Consider the following 22,166-nt stretch of genomic DNA (forward strand, 5'->3'; position numbering starts at 1 on the left):
TGATCTGGCCCAGTGCTCGGTCTTATGCGAATCCGACCCCTAGAAGTGAGGAAGCAAATGGGAATGGAATGAGCGTTGATGTCGGTGCCGTCATTGGTGTCGATTGCTAAGGTCAGTCTTTGTTCTTTGCCAAGTGTGTTCGAGCCATAGGGGTCGGATCCACAAGCGTTGAGTGCAAGTTGTGATTGCGTCGATCCCGCGAATCCGACCCCAAGTGAACGCTTTGGCTTACCATGATCCAAATGCTATTCCCCCTGGTCTTACTCGCTGCCAATCCGATGATCGCGAACACCTTTACTCGGTGGTCTGCATTCCCACGCGAGAGCATGGGAACGAGGGAATGCAGTTAAGAAGTCCGGCTGCGTTTCACTGTCTTTATTTGGTTTTACCTAATTCAAACGGGGTCGGATTTGCGAGATAGGCTGGCCTGGCCCAGTGCTCGGTCTTATGCGAATCCGACCCCTAGAAGTTAGGAAGCAAATGGGAATGGAATGAGCGTTGATGTCGGTGCCGTCATTGGTGTCAATTGCTAAGGTCAGTCTTTGTTCTTGCCAAGTGTGTTCGAGCTATAGGGGTCGGATCCACAAGCGTTGAGTGCAAGTTGTGATTGTGTCGATCGCGCGAATCCGACCCCAAGTGGACGCTTTGGGTTGCCATGATCCAAATGCTATTCACCCTGGTCTTACTCGCTGCCAATCCGATCATCGTGAACACCTTTACTCGGCGGTCTGCATTCCCACGCGGGAGCATGGGAACGAGGGAATGCAGTTAAGAAGTCCGACTGCGTTTCACTGTCTTTATTTGGTTTTACCTAATTCAAACGGGGTCGGATTTGCGAGATAGCTTGACCTGGCCCAGTGCTCGGTCTTGTGCGGATCCGACCCCTAGGAGTGAGGAAGCAAATGGGGATGGAATGAGCGTTGATGTCGGTGCCGTCATTGATGTCGATTGCTAAGGTCAGTCTTGCTTGTTTTCCAAGTGAGTTCGATCTCTAGGGGTCGGATCCACAAGCGTTCAGTGCAAGTTGTGATTGTGTCGATCGCGCGAATCCGACCCCAAGTGAACGCTTTGGGTTGCCATGATCCAAATGCTATTCGCCCTGGTCTTACTCGCTGCCAATCCGATCATCGAGAACACTTGTACTCTGTGGTCTGCATTCCCACGCGGGAGCATGGGAACGAGGGAATGCAGTTAAGAAGTCCGACTGTATTTCACTGTCTTAAACTATGTTTGACTGTTTTATACTCTGGTTTTCCTTGCTACTTGAAGCGAAGCGATCTTGGAACGAAGTGATCTTGCTCCTTGTTTTAAAAACCAATTCAGGACACCCATCAATTTGTTGCGGTGAAATACCTGGGTGTCCTGTAAAAAAGTAAAACACAGTCCACTGCGCTTAACACAGTGAATGACAGTGAAACACAGTTCTCAAAGATAAGATCTAGGTTTTACTGTTTTTTTACTGTCTTACACTGTGTTTGACTGTCCCATACTGTTTCCCTAATTTATTGCGGTGAAATACATGGGTGTCCCGTAAATACCTCCCGTGAAATACCTGGGTGTCCCGTAAATACTCCTGTCCCACTCCGCCTTACACGGCGCTCAACTGATCGACGCACTGCTCTGAAATATCAGCCAAAAACTCGACTTTTTCCGCCTCATCTTTCCAAGGCCAAGGGCACCGTGTTTGATGGTTTATGCGTTGCTTTAAGGCCTGATTGCGCTTCAACTGCGCCTCATTCTTAAACGTCGGGGCATCTTGCGATAATAAACCGTGATCAATGGCCGGAAACAAGGTGATTTTTTTCGCGACGCCATGTTGATCATCACCATAGCCTTCAATAATGGTATGGCCATGCTTAACAAAGCGCTCCGTCCATTCAACGTGTCCAGCGCCATAGCCTTCAAAGCGCGGGTCGAGATAACCCACCGCCTCGAGCACATCGCAGTAACAACCGGTGCATTGGCCAGTGACTAATCGACAAGCAAATGGGTCGTAAGCCTGGCCGTTACCGGCAAACACCGCGCCTTCTTTTTTGATGATACGCTGGTGCGCAAAATTGATATGCCCCCATAAAAAGCTCGCCACGACCCAGTCGTGAAACCAGGTATCATCGATAGGGCGGCAATCATCCTCAAGCAAAATCGTAACATCACACTGCTGCTGGTGATGAAGGTAATAAAGCGCGCGGTTTTTATTACGCACCACGCCGCGGTTGACGCCCTGAGAGCAGGCAATGCCCTGAGAGCGACACCATTGTGACGTGTTATCACTGCTGCCATCGTCGGCGACAAATAAACGCACAGAGCGCAATACCGGGTGAGCGTCTGCGGCGTGAATCCCGGTATGCTCTATCACGGAGTTGACGGTTTTTTTAAGATCGGACAAGCGGTTATAAGTCACAATGCCAATGCCTAGCTTAATGGTCGCAAGAAATCGAGTCTTTAGCCTCTCGTAGTGCTGGGCAATTAACCGGTCTGTGGGCGCGGCTTTTTTGGCCATCGCGATAAAGGCAAACGCATGGCGAATATGGCTTGTTTGATAGGTTAAGGCTAATCGATAACAGGTCTCTTGAGACAACCCCAGCGTATGAACCAAGGCCACGGCACTGATTGAAGCGTGCTGTAAAATAAAATCGACCCCCGCTATCAGCGTATGGGCATTGGTGTAGTGTTCGATGAGTTTTTTGGCCATCGGCAGATCCAGTTTAACGGCGTCAATGGTGGCGTAATCCTTGTCGCAATACTCTGGTCCCAGTAAATGATGCAGACGCTGATTTTCTTCATTGAGCGTGGATTGCACTTGGTCAAGCTCTTGCTCGGTTAATAAAAATGTATCCTCATCGACACTGTGACTAAAAAAGCCTCGACCTTGCTGGTTCAGTTGATCGCCAATGATCGTTGGGTGAGTTTGATTGAGGTGAGCCAAAAAACGCGTTGAGAGATTACCAAACCCCTGATTGCTATGGTGGAGCGTAAAGTCTGTGGTGTCTAAGCCCATGCGCAACAACATCGACATGACCGCACCAGGCTCAGTTTGCGCGTCTTGTTCAAAGTTGCAAAACACCATGTTATCGGTAAATACGCTTTGCAGTGTTTCAATGATGTCGCTTTTGCGCTGCACCGTCAGGTTATCTAATCGACCATTGGCCGACTTAATCCGCTCTTGCAGTTCTGAGCACGTAAATCGATAGGGTTTGCGGACCGAACAAAATACTGTTAAATCAAACCCTTTACTGACAATGTTTTCTTTCAATGCTTGCAGTGCCTTCTGTGGCAGCATCGAAATGTCTTCGCCTGAGAGAATAATGTTGGTCTCCATATTGAGTAGTTGTTCGATTTGTTGCTGATAATCTCGGTTGGCGTCATCAATAATGCGACTGTCGCCATTTTTGATGTTGATGTGATAATGCTCAGGTTGTGAGCAGTAGAGTGAATAAAAAGGGATCGAGTGATTGATGATGGCCTGATCGTGGCGATAAAAAATCGGGTAAAACCAATGTTGTTGAGAAAGGGCTTTGGCATTGCCAGCCAGGGTTTGTTGAATCGAAGAGGTGGCGGTTTTGTGTAGCCCGACATGGAGGATTAATCGTTTCATGGTGCCTTCCTTGGTTGGTATGATTTTATATAGATCGCTTCGCTACAAGATCGCTGCACTTCAAGGACGCTTCGCTAAAGTGACAAGAAAGGTCAAAACCGATTTGTTTGGGTTTTAAGTCTTTTTCTTTCCACTTGGAGCGAAGCGAACTTGTTCCTGCATCTCACTGAATGATCGAAAAGTCCTCACTGGTCAGTGACAAATTTGGGCTATAGAAAGGATCGGGCTGTTGATGGGTGGCCCAAGTGCGCATCATATATTCCATCTCCGTATTAAAACGGGCGACTTTTTCCGGGTTATCTTCCGCGCCGCGAGAGATGGATTCATGGTGATACAACTCAGCGTAGGGCGTCCACACATTGCGATAACCCGCTTGTTTCACTTTTAAGCAAAAATCCACATCGTTAAAAGCGACCGACAGATGCTCTTCATTCAAGCCTTGCACTTGGTCAAAAACCGATTTGCGGATCACCAGGCACGCTGCCGTTACCGCGGAATAATTCTGTACGATTTGCAAACGACTAAAGTAACCGTGGGCACTGCGCTTAAAATGCTTATGAGAATGCCCAGCCACGCCGCCAATCCCCATTACCACACCGGCGTGTTGAATGGTGTCGTTCGGGTAGTAAAGTTTGGCGCCGACACAGCCAATGTCTTCGCGCAGCGCATGAGAAACCATCTCCGTAAGCCAATCTGGGCTTATTACTTCAATGTCGTTGTTGATCAACCCCAGCACCTCACCGTTGGCGTGTTGAGCAGCAAAATTATTGATGGCGGAGTAATTGAATGGATACGGGTATCTCAGCACGGTGACTTGCTCGTGCTGGCTCAGCTGATCAAAATAGGCGAGGGCGTCGGGATCATCGGAGTTATTGTCGACTAACAGGATTTCAACGTTGTGATAGGTCGACTTTTCGAGAATAGAGTCGATCGCTTGTTGGGTGATCTCATGGCCGTTATAGGTTGGAATGATCAAAGATACCAATGGGTTATCTTGGACTGGCCACGTTACCTTGTAGAGGTTGTCTTGCAAGCCCCGTTCGACGTCAACGTTTTTTGCCAATGCGTGAAAGTGATCTTTCAGTGCCTTGATCCCCGCTTCGGTCGTGTAAGATTTGGCGTCGGCGCCTGAAGCGGTCGAGCCTTCTATCACACGCCAGTGATAAAGCACTTTGGGAATGTGCACTATGTTGGCGTGGTCGATTTCTCGCGAATAGCGCAGCAACAAGTCGAAATCTTGGCTGCCTTCATAGCCCAACCGAAAACCGCCGATGCGTTTGATAATCGCCGTTTTATACACCCCTAAATGGGAGACGTAATTTTGGCTGTAGAGGAGATCGAGATTCCAGTCTGATTTAAAATGCGGATCAAAACGGGCGCCATCTTCACTCATCTTATCTTCATCGCTGTAGAGCAACTCGGTATCCGGTGCCAGGTTTACCTGTTTTACAATGTGGTACAAAGCGTGTTGATGTAACTCATCATCGTGATCCAACAGCGCGGTCCATTCACCGATCGCCATGTCTAAAGCGCTGTTACTCGCCGCCGAAATGTGGCCATTTTGTTCACGAAACACCACATTAATCCGCTTATCTTGGGCGGCGTAATGCTCCAATACGTCACGAACGTGTGCTTGAGAAGAGCAATCATCGGCCAAACACAACTGCCAGTCGGGGTAGGATTGCTCAATCACCGATTCAATACAGGCCTCAAGCAGCGCTCGGTCGGGGTTGTACACCGGCACCACAATCGATATTAACGGGCGGTGCTCAAAACGGTCCAAATCGCGACTGATGGCAGCAAAGTGGTCGTTTTCATTGTTCAGTCGCCATAGTAAATACGGGTCAATGTGCTGCTCGGCCTTGGCGAGTGTCGAAAATTGGCTGTGTTTGCGCCCTTCTTGTAAGCCGTTTAAAGCAAAATGAGACAATAAAGACAGCTCCCAACTCGCCAAGTCGGGGTTTTCTTGTTGATAAATCAGCGGATCAAAGTAAGGCGTGGGGGCGCGATATTCCAATTCCCCGTTGGTTAGGTAGTGATAAAAGGCATTCACCCCGTCTTCGGCCACATCGATATTATTGGCGAGGTAATAACGAGTATTGAAATGCGCATGAGGGCTGCGGCCAAAGCGCTCGCCTTTGATCACGTAATCATAGAGCTTATTGGAGTGGATCATTTCTTGGTGCGGGACCTGGCGCAGGTAATAGGCTTCATCCCACAGCATCGAGTCGCCAATGGTTTGCGCAATCAACGAAATCGGGATGGCGTTGCAGTATTGAATGCTGTCGAGCAGCTTTTTCGACTCAATTTGACCATGGTGGTCGGCGCACAAACATTGCTCGTGCTGATTGTAAAAGACCACCTGATAATCTAACTTGGCCTTGTTAAACCAAAAGGGCTCAATGTGAAAGGTGTCCAAGTAAAATTGAAAACCGTAGACGGGCACCTCAATCTCTTTCGGCACGTCCAAACGCAGGTGTTCTAAGGGTAAGGTAACGATACTCTGGTGGCCGATAAAGATCTCAGCATGCGTCGCCCCCACACACCAACCACTGAAAATGCCTTCTGGGTCTAATGGGTCGAGTTGGTAAAGGGTGGCAATGACGCTATCTAAATCGAGCGCTTGTTGAAGTTGTTGACGATCAATTAAGCAACGTTCACGATAGGCAATGTCTTCGCCGATGAGAAATTCCGCCAACAGCTCAATATGGTCCAGATGACGCCACATCGGGCGAATGTCGCTCACTTGCAGAGGGTAGAAAAACCCAGAGCGGGCATCGTAAAGTTGGCCGAGCAAGTCGGGTCGATAGCGTTGGCATGACACTTCGGCAATAAATTCTTTTTGCAGGTAGAGTTTTACGCTTTCTGCGCCTTGTGCCCAGCCTTTTAATTCTCCGTCAACAAGCCCATCTAAGTAACAATTTGGTAGGGCGGTATTGATTGCCTTAAGATTGCTATTGTGTTGAAAAGACGATTCCCTTGTCAGTTGTATGCTCACCATCGCGCTCACTCCTTTGCCATCTATCGTTGTTATTGTGTGTTGTTCAAGGTTCCATAGGTGTTGTATTTATTGCTTGCTCTTGCCCTGTGCTCACTCTCCCTGCCTGTTGGTTTTCGGCAATCGGGATGGGTGTGTGTCAGTGTTGTTATTGATAATGTTGGTAGTGAATAAGCGCGAGTCTATGTGAATTTTTTGACTCGGTCATTTTAGGATGTTGTGACTTTTGGTATGTAATCAGCCAGTAGTGTGAGTCGGCGGTTTGTTCATTAAGTTGTTTTAAATCAATTATTTGAACTCGAGTCTTGTGGTGTTTGATTAAGGTTTTATTGCAATTGGTTGCTTTGTTTTTCTCACGCTTGAGATTGGGCTGTAAGTCGTTGATTAACGAAATACAAAGGTAGAATAGTGGCTAAGTGAACAGTGTGTTATTGCACTTGCATTCTCATTGTTGAGATTGGCTTTTTTAATCAAAAATAGCAATCAAAGACAGGAATCAAGAGCCAAGTGAGTTCGACCCCAGTGATGTCTTTGGTTATCTTTAAGTGATGTTTGACGGTCTCAAACGGGGTCGGATTTGCGAGATAGGCTGGCCTGACCCAGTGCTCGGTCTTATGCGGATCCGTCCCTAGAAGTGAGGAAGTGAGTGGAGACTGAATGAGCGTTGATGTTGGTGCCGTCATTGGTGTCAATTGCTAAGGTCAGTCTTTGTTCTTTGCCAAGTGAGTTCGAGCCATAGGGGTCGGATCCACAAGCGTTGAGTGCAAGTTGTGATTGTGTCGATCCCGCGAATCCGACCCCAAGTGATGTCTTTGGTTATCTTTAAGTGATGTTTTGACGGTCTCAAACGGGGTCGGATTTGCGAGATAGGCTGACCTGGTCCAGTGCTCGGTCTTATTCGGATCCGACCCCTAGGAGTGATGAAACAAATGGGGTGGAATGAGCGTTGATGTTGGTGCCGTCATTGGTGTCAATTGCTAAGGTCAGTCTTTGTTTTTTGCCAAGTGAGTTCGAGCCATAGGGGTCGGATCCACAAGCGTTGAGTGCAAGTTGTGATTGTGTCGATCCCGCGAATCCGACCCCAAGTGATGCCTTTGGTTATCTTTAAGTGATGTTTTGACGGTCAGTCGGTGCTTTTGGGTTGCCATGATCCAAATGCTATTCACGCTAATTTCCCTTGCTGCCCATTCGAGTATCGTAAACACGAAAGGAAATATTAATCCCATGTTTTTAAAGAGCATTGTTCTTTTTACACTGTCTTTTGATTTTCCTTGCTACTTGGAGCGAAGCGATCTTGGAACGAAGTGATCTTGCTCCTTGTTGTAGAAACCAATTCAGGACACCCACTAATTTATTGTAGTGAAATACATGGGTGTCCCGTAAATACTCCTGACCCAGTGTTCGGTCTTATGCGGATCCGACCCCTAGGAGTGATGAAACAAATGGGGATGGAATGAGCGTTGATGTCGGTGCCGTCAATGGTGTCAATTGCTAAGGTCAGTCTTTGTTCTTTGCCAAGTGAGTTCGAGCCATAGGGGTCGGATCCACAAGCGTTGAGTGCAAGTTGTGATTGTGTCGATCCCGCGAATCCGACCCCAAGTGATGCCTTTGGTTATCTTTAAGTGATGTTTTGACGGTCAGTCGGCGCTTTTGGGTTGCCATGATCCAAATGCTATTCACGCTAATGTCCCTTGCTGCCCATTCGAGTATCGTAAACACGAAAGGAAATCTTAATCCCATGTTTTTAAAGAACATTGTTTGTTTTTTTACTATCTTTCTCTTGCTACTTGGAGCGCAGCGATCTTGAAACGAAGTGATCTTGCGACTTGTTTTTCAAAACCCGCCGACAAATCTCAAAATCATCCAAATTCACCTGCTCGCGCAACGACTGAAAGGGCAAATCGTCAAACCGGTGCGAAGTCTCATGGTGGGGTAGGGTGGCAAAAATTGCCGACAGAGTTTTTTTATTTATTTCTAAAAGATTATGTCGGCAACTCTTGCCGCCCACGTGGTCGGCAGCGCTTGCCACCTCCTGTAGGCAACTCTTGCCACCCTGATGTTCGGTTTTTACGCATTGAGTTTCATTTGCCTGTGGATAACTTTTTGTCTCTTTATGAGCGTTGGGCTCGACATCGAGTGATTTGTTGATCGGCTTGGTTGGCGGCGCGGTTTTTGCGCTTGGGGTGCTGGCCTTGGGCGATTGGTAGCGCTCGCGGCGGCTTTTTTGTTGGTCGATAAAAGCTTGGTAAGCGGCGCGAATTTTATCGAGGTTGAGGTGGTAAAAGTTGCTGCGCTGGCGGCCGCGGGCGTCGTGGCGATTGCTGATGGTGATCCAACCTTGCTCGACTAAGTATTTGAGTTGGTATCGCACCGTGCGCTCCGATGCCTCACAGCATTCGCTTAAAAATCGATGCGAAGGAAAGCTGGTGCCAAAGCTATCGGCTTGGTCGGCCAGTTTGATTAATAGCAGTTTGCTCGCCATTGAGCCGACAGAAATATTAATAACTTGTTGCGTGATTGGGATCGACATAAGCACACCTCGTTACGTGGTTTAGATTCGATAATCGTTTTGTGACGCTCACTGGCAGCGTTGAAGCAAACTTTTTGCCTTTAGGTGAGTTAAGTCACGTTTTTGCGCATACATAAGTAACTATTTATGACTTTTAAAACGCCAAATAAGGCGTGTTATTAGTTTTAGTCAGAGGAATTCGATTTTTCCTCATTATTTTTTAATGATTTATCAATTGTTTGAGCGCTTTCCCAAAAAATGGCCGTTTTCTGACCACTTTGTTGATAGCTGTCAAGTTTATTTATCACGCCACAAATTTGTGCTGGATCTCTATCTAAAATGAGTGTGTTAAGCAAAGGTTCTCACCAAGCAGTGCGTTTGCCGTGGTATTTGCTTAGCCCAGTGTCGATGTTAGTTAACCGTTGTTGTTATGCGCTCACTGCGTGTTGAGGTGTCGTTACTTGTGCGTCGCTTAAAAAAGAGGGCGGCGAAAAACCAGAGCGAGCAGGGAGGGTGAGAAGCATAAGATTGGAATAAGTCTTATTCGTTTTCTCATTTGAATTGACGGTAGTGATGTCGATGAAATCGTGATCATTTGAATGAATCAGGAGTCCTTATGGCTATGATGGAATGGTATGTAAGTTCGTATGTGGGTGTCCTTAGCGCTGAGGTTATTCCCGGCCGCGCTTTGTCTTCTCAGCAATGGCTTGAGATCAATACCGATTTGTCGCGCCGTTTTCCGTTGGCCGATGCCTTGGTGTACGCGCGTTTTGGTGTCGAGTCGTCGAATAGCAGTGAAGAGGCGGTGCTCGGGCATCAAGCAAGGTTGCAAGGGCGTTTGTTGGCACTGAGTGAGATGTCCTGTGAGCGCAGTGAGAGTGTCGCTTTGTGGTTGTGGTCTTGGCTGTTTAAGCGAGTGACGTTTAGCGGTAAGGCGAATAAGGAGTCGTTGTTTTCGGATGTGAAGCGTCGCGGGCGTTTGGCACTCTCTGATGGCAGTAAGTTGACCAGGCTGGGGCTGTTGTCTTTGTCGGAGCGTTTGGCTTGCGATCAGGTGGTGGATGAGGTGCTGCTTGAGGTGTGTGATTTTTGCGAGGCGTTGTTTACGGCGGTGATGCGAGAGTATCAAGTGGGCAATGGCGGGGCGGCGTCGTTGGCTCAGTCGGTGAGTAAATCGGCAGGGGTGGTTAAGCCTTCGTCGTTGCCTGGTAAGGGGTTGCGAGGGCTTGGGGTATGAGTGAGTTAAATGTGGGGGCGCTGCATCCGGTGTTGTCGGTGTGCGCTAAGGGGGCGAGTATGGCCGCGCCGCGTTTTATTACGGTACATTGTTCGGCAACTCGGGCGGATCAGTGGGTGTCGGCGGCGGATATTCGCCGTTGGCATTTGGCTCGCGGCTGGCGTGATATTGGTTATCACTGGGTGATTGAGCGAAGTGGCACTTTAGTCGCGGGCCGTTCGATGGCGTGTGAGGGGGCGCATGTTCGCGGTCATAATCGCGGCAATATCGGCATTTGTTTGGTCGGCGGTGTCGATGAGTTAGGCGCGCCGCAGGATAATTTTACTGAGGATCAGATGTTGGTGTTGCGCGATCTTATCATTACGTTGTCGGCGCGGTTTTCGATTGATCCTGTGTGTGTGGTCGGTCATCGCGATTGGTTGTCGCCAGAGGATCCGCCCAAGTCTTGCCCGTGTTTTGATGTCGGGTTTTGGTTGAAAAACACAGTGTAGGACAGTCCGCTTCGCTTCAAGATCGTTTCACTGCAAGATCGTTTCACTGCAAGGACGCTTCGCTCAAGGAACAAGAAAGGAAAATACAGTAGCAAGGACCGCTGCGCTCAAGGACGTTTCACTCAAGTGGCAAGAAAGGTCAAAACATTAAAATCAGAAAACATAGGGTTTTAGGTTTTAGTATTGGTTTTTTCTTTCAACTTGAAACGAAGTGATCTTGCTACTTGGAGCGCAGCGATCTTGCTCCTTGTTCTAGCTACTTGAAGCGAAGCGATCTTGGAACGAAGTGATCTTGCCACTTTTTTTTAGCTACTTGTTTTTTTTAGTTTTAATAAAGCTCGCTAACATTCTGGAAATCTCAGCGGTCTCCTTTAACCAGCGAGTTGCGACGGTTTGCTCAATATAATTGATTTCAAGACCAATATAGATTTGGGTACGTAACTCACCGCATGAACCTTTTGCGTAATTTAGAAAGTTGGCAAATTCTTTGGGGGAAGCACGTTCATATCCTTCTGCAATGTTGGAAGGGATAGAGAGAGCTGAACGAGTTATTTGATCTTTGAACCCGAAGTCTCGGCATTTTTCTAGGTGCTTATAGATCTCAACGGTGAGGGTTTTAGCTCGTTTCCATACAATTAATTTTTCATATGCCATGGTAGATACCGTCTGACTTGTCATTACTTCAGTTTATTGTGGTGAAAAAGAGCTGAGTTTTACTTTTTTCTAATGAATTTTGGGATAGGAGGCTCGCTGATTAGTTAAAAATCGACTTTGTGTTTCAAAAAGATAAAAGATCGCCGCGCTTAAAAATAAGGTCGCTTCGCTTCAAGATCGTTTCACTGCAAGGACGCTTCGCTAAAGTGGCAAGAAAGGTCAAAATCTGTTTTTTAGGTTTTAGTCTTGGGTTTTTCTTTCAACTTGAAACGAAGTGATCTTGCTACTTGGAGCGAAGCGATCTTGCTCCTTGTTCTAGCTACTTGAAGCGAAGCGATCTTGGAACGAAGTGATCTTGCCACTTCTTTTAAAGGAGAACATCATGAGCTTTATCGGTAAGTTATTTGGCAGTGACGCCGCCATCGCCAAAGGAATGAACGCAATCATCAACAGTGGAGATGCGCTTATTTTTACCAACCAAGAGCAGGCAGAACAAAAGGTGCAATTGTTAAAGGCGTACGAACCGTTTCGTCTTTTACAGCGTTGTATTGTGTTGTTGTTTACGGTGCCGTATGTGTTATTGCATACGCTGGTGATAGGAGGGTGTTTGCACGGCATGGACTGGGCGCCCATTGGTGAGCAGATCAATGAGGCGTTTGGTTATCCGGTACTTGCGGCGGTGAGTTTGTATTTAACAGGAGGGGTGTTGCCAAGCCGTAAGTAACGTCTTAACAGTGTGCCACAGTGTAAGACAGTCCGCTGCGCTTAAGACAGTGAAACACAGTTAAGAAGTCCGACTGTGTTTCACTGTGTCAAATACATGGGTGTCCTGTATTTATTCTCTTGGAGCGAAGCGATCTTGCGACTTTTTTAAACGGTGTTTGACTGTCTCATACTGTGTTTCACTGTCCTACACCGCCCCTCACTGTGCTTTATTACTTTTCAACTTCTCCTGATACATGCTAACGCGCTTATTGATAAACGGGCCATTAGGTCGCAGTTTTTGCGCCATTAACATCAAATCTAAACTGGCTTGCAGATCGGTCTTTTCTAACTGAACCGCTAAGTCGCGTAGCCTGTTGATATCGTTATCATTGAGTGGCGTCACTTTCGCCTTTGGTGGCTGCGGTTTTGGCGTTGCGGCTAACCGTTCTTGCTCCGGTAAGCTGTTGATGAAAGCTTGTTGATATTGCTCAATGACTTGCTTGCGCTTTGGCGTGAGTTGTTTGATGTGGTTTGAAGTAATGAATTTAAAATAATGCTGGTATTGGCGTTTGCCGTTGCGAATTTTTCGGTAAAAGTGGTGGTCTGGCAGAGTTTGGTTGATCAGGCAATAAAAGCTGTCTTTAAGGGCTTTTACCGTCAGTAAGTGCCTGGGAATGCCATGACCAACACCGCGAAAGTTGATCATTTGTGCGTTTTGGTAGCGGTAGGCATGGCGTTTATCTTGGTTAAATAACGGATCGACCACGATCAATTTTGGCGTGTGAGTGTCTGCCCCATCGTGAAAATCGCTTTGCCATGGGTAGTGGTTGGCCGCGCTGTTAAAGCGGTTTTCAAACGGCACTAACTCGGGGTTTAAAGTGGAGATGGGGTTAAACAGCAGACAGCGGTCAAGTTTGAGAAGATCGCAATAGGCACCGACCGCGTAGCCTCCCATCGAGCCACCATAACCGAGCTTTTCACTATATGGAGTAATGTATTGGCTAAAGACTTTTATGATTTCTTGTGTGAGTGGCGTGCGAAACCAGTTGTTTTTTTGGTAACAAGAGAAGGAAATAACACTGTAGCCTTCTTTGGTGATGAAGTCGTAGCCCCAAGGGCGGTAGTTGGGGTCGTTGAGTTTTTGCTCGGTAGTGGTTTCGCCTGCGTTGGAAAAGGCGACTATGATGGGTTTGTTGATGTCACCTAAGCAAAAGCGCACGTAGATATCTTCGGTGACAAAGTCTTGCTCGAATGGCTCGGCCAGGCTTTTAGTGATGTCGTGTTGAGCCAGTAACGTTTGCAGTTGTTCTGCGGTGGTGATTTTTATCATTTTATCCCTATTTTCCCAACCGAGGTGTGTTATTCAAAAGTGTTAAATTTTGCATAGTAGTAGAGTATATGACAGTGTGACACAGTCCGCTTCGCTTAACACAGTGAAATACAGTTAAGAGGTCCAGCTGTGTTTCACTGTCTTGTACTGTGTTTGACTGTTTTACACTCTGAATTACTGTGTTTCACTGTCTTGTACTGTCTCACACTGTTTTATACAGACTACAACGCTTGCCAATGTTGCCAGCATCTCACCAAAAGATCCTGCTCTGCACTGGCATGACCAAGTAGTGACCCCGTTTGTGCCAGCCACGTGATTTTATCCGCTTGTTGCACCTTTTCTCGTACCGAATCTTTGTAGTGTTTAACACCACTTTGGTAATCCTTTTGCAGTTCGAGACGCGTGTTGAGTTGGATGACGATGGGGTGTTCGGGCTTGGTGCATTGGTCGAGTATTTGCTGTGCTTTTTCTAAATGATTGTCACTTAGGAGCAGATCAGCGTATTTGATGACCAAAGGCGGTAAGTAACCAAGGTGTTCAATCCCGTCTTCTAAACATTGGAACGCTTGTTGAGTGTGGTGTTGGCTGACTAAGCATTGTGCCAAGCTCACGTAAAACTGTGGGTTTTTCGGATTGTCTTTAATGGCTTTGCGGTAAAAGTAGTTCGCTTTGGTGATGTCGTTAAGCTGTTGGTAGGCTTGCCCAAGGTGAAGGCTAACAAAGGGCGCATAGCTGCCTAGGGCGATGGCGTTTTTGAACGCGCTTATTGACTGGGTAAATTGTTTGGCGCGTAAGGCGAGTTTACCCAATTCAATCCAGGTATTGCCATTGGTCGGTTGATGCTGGTCGAGGTAGAGCGTGATTTGTTTTAGGTTTTCGTCGGTAGCAATCGGCAGTGGCAGGGTTTTCAACCATTCGTTGAGGGTTTCTGCGTTTTGTTGATCTGGGTAGGTCAAAGCCTGTGGGGTGGTTGGATAGTTGGGCTCTGAACTCGGCTGATTTTGATGTTGTTTTATTAGCGCTTGCTCGTACTGCGCCCATAGGGAGTCTGGCAGTTCAGTGGGCGTGTATTCGATGGGTTTTTCATCACTGTGTGTGGCATCAGCAAGGGTGAGCAGTTGTTGCCAGAGGGCATCAAGTTTGGCAATCAAACTCTTGGAGAGCGATGCTTTGATCTGTGTTGAGGCGCGGTCGTTAAAGAGTTCCGGTTTATAAGGACTGTCGGCGTTATCATCGAGGTCGAAGCCAAATTTTTCGTTAATGCGAGTGATGATCGGCACACCGTTAAATAAGGCGCGTTGGGTTACGATCAGGGTTTGCTTTGGGTGTTGCTGGGCAAAGTCGATGAGTCGGCGGTTATAGGCGATCCACATGTTGGCAGCCAGCTCTGGGGTGCTCCAAAATTGCAGTGTGACGTGTTCAGGGGTCAGCGTTGGCAGTTGGTGAGCAAATTCACGGCTGTGGCGATGGAGTAGCGATTCGATACAGCTGCTCCAATGGCGAGCAATAAAAAGGTAGTGACCGTGTTCCCCTAGGCTTTGTTGCCAGTCGTTTAAAAATAGGCAGGCGCGTGGGTCTTTGATGCCCCAATGTTGGTCGTGTTGGTTGCGCTTGGCAATGTAGTCGTTGAGAAAGCCTTTGTCGGTGTGCAATGGGGTTTGCTGGTGGTATTGCCAGTTGGTGTCGTTGTTGGCCAGTTGTTGGTCGTGAAGTCGTACGGCTGGCCAGTCTTCGTAGTGTCCGTTGGGGTTACTGATGTTACCGCCCATGAGCTCGTAGCCCATGTTGAGCCCGGCTTTGTGCAGGTAGTGTGCGGTGGCGGAAGTAGCACTGCGATGGAAGCCTGTGCAAAGTAGGGTTTTGTACATAGTAGGTAAGTCCGTTTTAAGCCTTTGTTATGGGATTAATTTAACATGCTTTGTATGGGGAGTGCAGTGTGGCACAGTGTAAGACAGTATGACACAGTCCGCTTCGCTTAACACAGTGAAATACAGTTAAGAGGTCCAGCTGTGTTTCACTGTCTTGTACTGTGTTTGACTGTTTTACACTCTGAATTACTTGCTACTTGGAACGAAGTGATCTTGCTACTCTTTTAAACTGTGTTTTACTGTCTTGTTCGGTCATCCACCGTCTTACACTCTGATTTCCCTTACCTCACCCAAGCTCTATGGGTATGGGGGGAGTAATGTCTGAGCTGCTGAGTATCGCCAACGGCCTGGCGAAAATGGCGGCCAAATTGTTCTGATAGGGTTAACCATTGGTCTTCATCAAGCTCTAGCTTTTGTAGCAGGCTGTTTTCAGTCGATACAATGAAGCCGCGTTTGTCTGGTCGTATTGTTTGGCCAAGGGTTTCGACCAGTTCAAGGTAGTCCGGCAGGGAGTATTCGAGTCCTTTTTGCGGTTGGTGTTGCCTTTGGTTGCCGACAAAGCCGAGCAACGCTTTCTTAGGGAGTTGTTTGCATTGCCCTTGTCCGGTGTCGTCTTGGCAAGCGTGGCCGTGGATGCGCTAGAATATCAAGGTGTATTCACTGTTTTCAAGAGAGCTTGCCATAGTGGCTCGAATGGGGTTGAGGTCAACGTAGGCCATGCAACTTCAGTAGGGCGCGTTCGCTCAGTAAGGCTTGAGATTTGAAGCGTCCTTCCCAAAACCTTCCTGTGCATTGATCTTCTTGGTTAGCTTGGCGGGCGCGATGTATTCGTTCATGTTACGCATAAACCAGGATAGGCTCATTAATCTTTCTCGCCATTGTTCAATAATTTCAATGGTTTTATCTATTTCGGCGTCACAGGTGAGTTCGTTTTTTTGCCAGCGCACGATGAGCGGTGGGGTGTGGTGCAGGGTTGCCCATCGGGTGACGATTTCTTGGTGAGTCCATGCTTTCGCTTGTTTTTCATCGATGTGCAATACCAGGTGGTAGTGGTTAGACATGATGGCGTAGGCGCAGATATCAATGGCGAAAACTTGTGAAAGTAGGCGTAGTCGATCGACGAGCCAAACCCTTCTATGTTCGAAGTTTTTCCCGCTGTAATGGTCTTGTCAGCAGAGGTAAGCTCGCCGTACACAATGCGATATGCAGTGGTAGTAGCGCGTATCTTCGAGTGAAGCTTGTGTATGTCGAGCTTGTATCATGAGATTGTCCTGCTGTTTATTTGTACAAATAATGCAAGAGCAGGGGTGGGTTAGTACAGTGTCAAATAGGTGGAGGTCCCTATAAATATTTCTTTTTATTTTTTAACTGTTCAATAATCATTTTTTTTAAAAGGGCGTACACTAAATCATGATCTTTATCTGTAAAATGTACACCATCAAATGTCTCTAAAATATGTCTGGGAAAGTCTACTGTGATAGCACCGATACCATTCGCAATGTTATCTATTAAGCTATTTGTCTCTTCTATTTGTTCATAGAATTCATTTGGTCTTTTTCTTTGAAATTCTTTATCTTTGGGTATTATCGGTGTTTTAATTAAAAGTTGTGTTGAAAAATGCTTTTTTAATACTTTTTGTATGTGTGTTATGGCTTTTTTATCTAAAGATATACTATAAAGTTGCTCTTTATTTCCATTGTTTAACTCATAAGAGCTAAATACTTTCTCTTCTTGCTCTGAAATTTGGAGGTTATTTAGTTGAAGTTTAATGTCATTGACTGCTGTTCTTTTTTTGGGCGTGCAATCGACAAATCCCACATTTGTTATTAGTCCTTTAAAAGAAATTTCATTCAGTTCTAAAAAGTTTATTAATGTGGAAAAAGTAGTTAAATTTTTAGGTCGTGATATCACCAAAAATGAATGTTTGTTTTTCTTTAAGTATTCACAAGTTTTATAAATCCAAGTGTTTTCTATTTTTGTTTTATCATCTCTTTCTAAACCTCTACTATCAGTAAAGATCAGCCAATCATATTCTTTTAATACTTGACTGGATGAATGTAATGTTAAGTTGTTTTGTGAAGTACTATCTTCACCTATTAACGGCTCAAAACAGTATGCTTTTTTAATCATGTAATGTCTCAGTGTTTTTTTTCGTACTTTAAAAAAATCTCAACTTTATTTACGTCTTCTGGTACATCAACCGCTAGCGTTCCACTAGGTACTTCTACCATAGAGACTGGAATGTCTGATTCAACAAAGCGTAAAATCTCAATGTCTTCAATTTGTTCCAGTGGCGTCTTTTCTTTCATAGAGCTGAAGAAGGTTAAATCATCACGACCGAACGCGTACACACACACTTGTTTATAGGCTTTTTTAAACACATTATCTTTAGTGACTGGAATTGGAGAGCGGCTCATATACAAAAGCTGACCGCCTTTTGACACCACGGTTTTTGGTACAGTAAAAGAGCGAAATTCTTCTTCCGTTTTTATTTCACTGTAAGCATTGGTGATGTTGCCCGTTTCTTGATATAAGCGGATAACTTTTTTGATGTTCTCAGGATCAATTACAGGCTCATCACCTTGTACATTAACTAAAAAATCGCAGTCTAATGTTAGGTTGGCTTCTGCAAGGCGGTCGGTGCCAGTAAGGCAGTTTTCACTGGTCATAACGACTTGGCCGCCAAACCTTTTTACTGCGTCGGCAATTTTATCGCTGTCGGTTGCAACATACACTTGGCTGGCATCCACAGCTTGGCAACATTGCTCCCATACTCGCTGGATCATCGGTTTGCCCAAAATAGAGACTAATGGCTTACCAGGAAAGCGGCTTGATTGGTAGCGTGCGGGGATCACCACTGCAAATTTCATGAATATTCCTTATTAATTAATGTTGAGCTTTGTCCAAGTATCGATCACCGTAAATCCGGCGGTTTGCGTTTGTTCGGTCAATAATTCCGGCACATTAGAAAAAGGCGTATAACCGATAAAATCAATGTGATTGTGTTGCGCGGCTTGTAAATCTGACAATGCATCCCCTACCATCACGGTGTTGCTGTTAGGCATGGCTTCGATGATATTTTTTACTAATTTGGCTTTAGGAGTCGGCGAGCCAAAAATACCCGCAAAGTACTGCTCAAGGCCGCGCTGTTTAAAGACGGCGCGTAATTCGTTTTGCTCTGAGCCACTGGCAATGTATTTCTCACCATCAAGTTGCTCAATCAATTCGACGAAGCCTGGCGTCATTGGTGCAGTGAGGTACAAAGACTGGCACTGCTCAGAAAAAAACTGTAATACACGCTCAGTAAAGCTCGCTTTTTCATTGTCTTCAATTTTCAAGAGGTCTTCGACAAAAACCTCGACATGATGAAAGCGCGACTTACCAAAGTTATTGGCAAAATACGAGCAGCAACGTTGAACGTCAGCCTTGCTGACGTTCAATTGTTGTAGTGCCTTGCCCATCGCATCAATCTTGAGCTTATTAGAATCTAGAATCACACCATCACAATCAAAAATATAGTAATCGTATTGCTGGATATTAGTGGATGGCATAAATTGAACTCTGAGTGATGGTATATGTTGTTGGAGTTAGTGCAATAAGTTTTGGTCTATTAGGATTTTTATTGTAGTGATTTAAGAGATCTAACATCTGTATTTGTCTATCATCATGTTTATCAAACCCATCAAATCCAACTAAACGCACTGATTCACAATGGCCAGCAGTTACAATGCCAAGGCAGTATGAAATGGTGATATCATATGGTGATGTGACATAATTGTCATGTACTTCAAAATGGCTTTCATTTACTTCGAATCCATAATCTAATATCGATAATTCTTGCAACTCAGAAAGCTCATCATTGTCGAATCTATGTTTGGGAAGTATGATCTTTGATTGTAATTTTTTATACTTATCAAAGTCTGTTATTAGTTTTACGTTATGTGAGATTACATAGTAATCTATTAGCTCTTCATTGATATAATCATTAATATTGACTGATAGTACAATAGGTGATTTTTCTTTGATGTATAGTTCAATAGCTGATTTGTACTTTTGGGTATTAGGACCGTTTGATAGCAATAAAACTTCTTTGTTTTTAAATAAGCTTTTCAGATCATAACTACCTGTTATAGTGTTATTATTATTTTTGCTATTAATAGCATTTTCTAAAATTAGCCCGTCGTAGGACTGTGAATTATCAAGCTTACTGAGGTAACTAATAGCACTAATAATTTCATCAGTGCCGTAAAAATTACTGGTTAACAGGTTTTGAATGTACGTCGGGTGAACATCATTTTGCGCACCTAGGAAATAAAGTAAATTGGTGCCCCAACCATAGTCTTTTTGCATTTTTTCAAAATGACGAACGACTAAATCATACACCGGCTGTGCGTTATAACCATGTTCTTGGGCTATCACGGCCAAAAGGCGTTCCGTTTGCGTGTTGCCTGCGCCGCGACCCATGCCGGTAATAGTGGCATCAAGCCATTCTACGCCATTGTTTTTAGCGGTGAGAGAGTTATCCAAGCCTTTACTCATGTTGTCATGAGTGTGAATGCCCATGGTACCGGTCCATTCGGTGCGGATCGCTTTGATGATGCGCTCTACTTCCGTTTCGTCCATATTACCTAGAGAGTCTGCAAAATACAGCACATCGAGGTTATCGCCCCAAGAGGTAGCGATACGGGCTTTTTCGGCGATCAGCTCTGATGGTTTACCGCCAGATTGCATTAAATTATAACCCACGATGTAACCCAGTTCTTTGAGGCGAGCAACCATAGAAGCAGAGTGTTCAACTTCATGGAAGTGGGCAGCAATACGCACGAGATCCACTTTACTTTCTGATCTCGGTACAAATAGTGCGTCCACGGCTGCCACTGGGTCCATGTCGGCACTTAGAATGGTTTTGGCATCAACCATTACTCCATAGATAGGACCTTCTGGTAAGTCGAGCGTGTTAAGGTGTTGCTCTGTGGTGTAGGCATAAGCGCCCAAAAAGCCATTTTTTGGGAAATTACGCAAGCCGAGTTCGACGTAGTTTATACCAGCGTCAGCAACGGCTTTTAAATAAGCTTCAACGACTTCTTGAGGGAAGTCCCAGTTGTTATAGTAGCCGCCATCGCGTAGGGTGCAATCTAATAAAAGTAGTGATTTTTTCATAATTAACTTACCCTACTTATATGAAAGAGAATTTTCATTATCATATTTAGACATATTATTTAATACACTCTTATATTTTTCATTTAAAACACTAATAGTAGTTTCGTTTAACTCATTTTTATGTCGACCAGGAAGAATATCTGCACCTTTCCATCTACCTCCAATCCATTCTTTATTTTGGTGTAAATTATCACAACGCTCACTATCTAATTCTTTATATGTTTGAGCGTCAATTTTTTCATCAAGAAAAGTTGAGACTTTCAATAAGAAGCGATCAAAATTAAGACATAGTTCTGCATAAGTTGCAAAAGTCATATCACAGTTATTGTTTTTTATAATAAAATCAAATAAAAAGCTTTCATATTGTGGTTTGATGTTTTGTATGACCCAATTATCTATACCTAGCTTCTCTATTTCATCTTTCCTTTTGTTTATTTCATCCTTGCTTTCTCCAGGGTGAAATGGATGTTGTTGCATCCAATGAAATGAATTGCAAAGTCTATCTCTTGGGTCACGAAAATTTACAATATAACGGTAATCTTCTGGGTTTTTTAACATTCTAAGGAAGTCAGGCCTGTTATGAAGAACTATATGATTATATTTAGGTATGTCTTCAAACCTTTTACCAATAATGTCAATTTTTTCTTTCCCGAAGGTTAGAAATTTTCTGTTACTTTTGTTTAGTTTGTTTATTATTCTGCAAATAGAACCTGTAGCACTTGTTTGTGTTGATATTAGAATAATAGTTTTTGTTTCTTTATCCATCTTTTTTATCTCTTGTTATCTTTGTTTGTTTTACCTTTTATTCTCTCTTTTATTTCTTGTATTACTGGTCCACGTGGCCTAATTTTCTTAGCTAACTTTACAAGTTCTAAAGCAACATTGTTATTTTTATCTTCGCAAATTAGAGCCGCTTCCCTGAAAACATCAGCCAAATAGTCAGAAGCTATATTAGTATGATTTGCTACAAGATCGTTGGGTATATATTGTTCTTGGCAGATGGGTTTTAAATCAAAATTGGCTTTTGGATCATGACTATAGCCATAGGCATCGAAATCTACACCATAAAGTGCAATAATCTTTTCCTGAACAGATTTATTTTCTAGCAACTCTATTTTTTTAGATTTAGTATCGGTTTTATGTGGAATACGGTTAATTATTTCTATTCCAAAATTTGATAAGTGTTCAGTGACACTTTTCATATCTTCCAAGTAACCGACAAAAGATGGTGTAATACCATGCATATTATACACTTGTGGTCTAAAGTGTTTATCTGCTGTTGATAGGTTTGAGTGATTTAAAAGAATGTCTAAATATTGTTCAAAAGAAATGTCATAATCAACTTCAAGACCTAATGACTCGACGAAATTTTTCCAAACAACTAAATCTTTTTGGCTTACAACTTTATCTAAATAAGCAGAAACCGCACGGTCGAAAGGGTTTCTAACAACAGTGAAAATAGGTACAAATGGGTTGTTATATGGAGGGAAGTTGTTTATATCATGAACATTACCCACCTCACCACTTAATAAAGAGTTTTGAATAGTTGTACAAGCTACTTTAGGGTTAAGTAAGTAGGCAATATTATTTCTAGGTTGATATTTGATAAAATTATTCAT

General features: G+C 44.7%; 17 protein-coding genes. 3 read left to right on the forward strand and 14 right to left on the reverse strand.

The annotated features are described in order from the left end of the window. Positions 1 to 1,588: 1,588 nt before the first annotated feature. From AB0763_RS02355 to AB0763_RS02365, 3 genes are all read right to left on the reverse strand, one after another. On the reverse strand, positions 1,589 to 3,595 hold the full coding sequence (locus AB0763_RS02355; protein ID WP_306100946.1) for a glycosyltransferase family 2 protein: 2,007 nt from the start codon (positions 3,593 to 3,595) through the stop codon (positions 1,589 to 1,591). Positions 3,596 to 3,758: 163 nt separating this feature from the next. After that, positions 3,759 to 6,596, reverse strand: a complete 2,838-nt coding sequence (locus AB0763_RS02360; protein WP_306100947.1) for a glycosyltransferase family 2 protein — start codon at positions 6,594 to 6,596, stop codon at positions 3,759 to 3,761. Between the two features lie 1,780 nt (positions 6,597 to 8,376). Then, positions 8,377 to 9,123 carry a helix-turn-helix domain-containing protein gene (locus AB0763_RS02365; protein ID WP_306100948.1) on the reverse strand — a complete coding sequence of 249 codons (747 nt, stop codon included), beginning with the start codon at positions 9,121 to 9,123 and terminating at the stop codon, positions 8,377 to 8,379. Between the two features lie 595 nt (positions 9,124 to 9,718). On the opposite strand from AB0763_RS02365, the gene AB0763_RS02370 reads away from it, so the two are divergent. Next, positions 9,719 to 10,339 carry a hypothetical protein gene (locus tag AB0763_RS02370; protein WP_306100949.1) on the forward strand — a complete coding sequence of 207 codons (621 nt, stop codon included), beginning with the start codon at positions 9,719 to 9,721 and terminating at the stop codon, positions 10,337 to 10,339. Beyond that, positions 10,336 to 10,830: an N-acetylmuramoyl-L-alanine amidase gene (locus tag AB0763_RS02375; RefSeq protein ID WP_368643635.1), complete on the forward strand. Its 495-nt coding sequence runs from the start codon at positions 10,336 to 10,338 to the stop codon at positions 10,828 to 10,830. Before AB0763_RS02370 ends, AB0763_RS02375 begins: the two co-directional genes overlap by 4 nt. A gap of 309 nt (positions 10,831 to 11,139) precedes the next feature. On the opposite strand, the gene AB0763_RS02380 is transcribed toward AB0763_RS02375, so the two are convergent. Continuing rightward, complete coding sequence (locus AB0763_RS02380; RefSeq protein ID WP_306100950.1) at positions 11,140 to 11,484, reverse strand: four helix bundle protein; 345 nt, start codon at positions 11,482 to 11,484, stop codon at positions 11,140 to 11,142. Positions 11,485 to 11,866: 382 nt separating this feature from the next. On the opposite strand from AB0763_RS02380, the gene AB0763_RS02385 reads away from it, so the two are divergent. Beyond that, a complete protein-coding gene (locus AB0763_RS02385; protein WP_306100951.1) occupies positions 11,867 to 12,208 on the forward strand; it encodes a hypothetical protein in 342 nt (113 codons plus the stop codon). 198 nt (positions 12,209 to 12,406) lie between these two features. On the opposite strand, the gene AB0763_RS02390 is transcribed toward AB0763_RS02385, so the two are convergent. The 10 genes from AB0763_RS02390 to AB0763_RS02435 all read right to left on the reverse strand — a co-directional run bounded on the left by AB0763_RS02390 (position 12,407) and on the right by AB0763_RS02435 (position 22,166). After that, entirely contained in the window at positions 12,407 to 13,519 is a 1,113-nt protein-coding gene (locus tag AB0763_RS02390) for a hypothetical protein (RefSeq protein WP_306100952.1), read from the reverse strand. A 221-nt stretch (positions 13,520 to 13,740) separates the two neighbouring features. Continuing rightward, positions 13,741 to 15,387, reverse strand: coding sequence for a tetratricopeptide repeat protein (locus AB0763_RS02395; protein ID WP_306100956.1), 1,647 nt, complete (start codon positions 15,385 to 15,387; stop codon positions 13,741 to 13,743). Positions 15,388 to 15,668: 281 nt separating this feature from the next. After that, entirely contained in the window at positions 15,669 to 15,956 is a 288-nt protein-coding gene (locus tag AB0763_RS02400) for a hypothetical protein (protein ID WP_306100957.1), read from the reverse strand. A 174-nt stretch (positions 15,957 to 16,130) separates the two neighbouring features. After that, complete coding sequence (locus AB0763_RS02405) at positions 16,131 to 16,448, reverse strand: hypothetical protein (protein ID WP_306100958.1); 318 nt, start codon at positions 16,446 to 16,448, stop codon at positions 16,131 to 16,133. 280 nt (positions 16,449 to 16,728) lie between these two features. Then, the gene (locus AB0763_RS02410; protein WP_306100959.1) at positions 16,729 to 17,517 is read right to left on the reverse strand and encodes a hypothetical protein; all 789 of its coding nucleotides are present in this window, start codon (positions 17,515 to 17,517) and stop codon (positions 16,729 to 16,731) included. 8 nt (positions 17,518 to 17,525) lie between these two features. Next, a complete protein-coding gene (gene kdsB / locus AB0763_RS02415; RefSeq protein WP_306100960.1) occupies positions 17,526 to 18,257 on the reverse strand; it encodes a 3-deoxy-manno-octulosonate cytidylyltransferase in 732 nt (243 codons plus the stop codon). Positions 18,258 to 18,269: 12 nt separating this feature from the next. Further along, complete coding sequence (locus AB0763_RS02420) at positions 18,270 to 18,938, reverse strand: HAD family hydrolase (RefSeq protein WP_306100961.1); 669 nt, start codon at positions 18,936 to 18,938, stop codon at positions 18,270 to 18,272. Beyond that, entirely contained in the window at positions 18,925 to 20,547 is a 1,623-nt protein-coding gene (locus AB0763_RS02425; RefSeq protein ID WP_306100962.1) for an aldolase catalytic domain-containing protein, read from the reverse strand. Before AB0763_RS02425 ends, AB0763_RS02420 begins: the two co-directional genes overlap by 14 nt. 12 nt (positions 20,548 to 20,559) lie before the next feature. After that, positions 20,560 to 21,312, reverse strand: a complete 753-nt coding sequence (locus AB0763_RS02430; protein ID WP_306100963.1) for a hypothetical protein — start codon at positions 21,310 to 21,312, stop codon at positions 20,560 to 20,562. A 5-nt stretch (positions 21,313 to 21,317) separates the two neighbouring features. After that, entirely contained in the window at positions 21,318 to 22,166 is an 849-nt protein-coding gene (locus AB0763_RS02435) for a sulfotransferase family 2 domain-containing protein (protein WP_306100964.1), read from the reverse strand.

This window comes from Vibrio sp. HB236076 (genome assembly GCF_040957575.1).
In the GTDB taxonomy this organism is placed as follows: domain Bacteria; phylum Pseudomonadota; class Gammaproteobacteria; order Enterobacterales; family Vibrionaceae; genus Vibrio.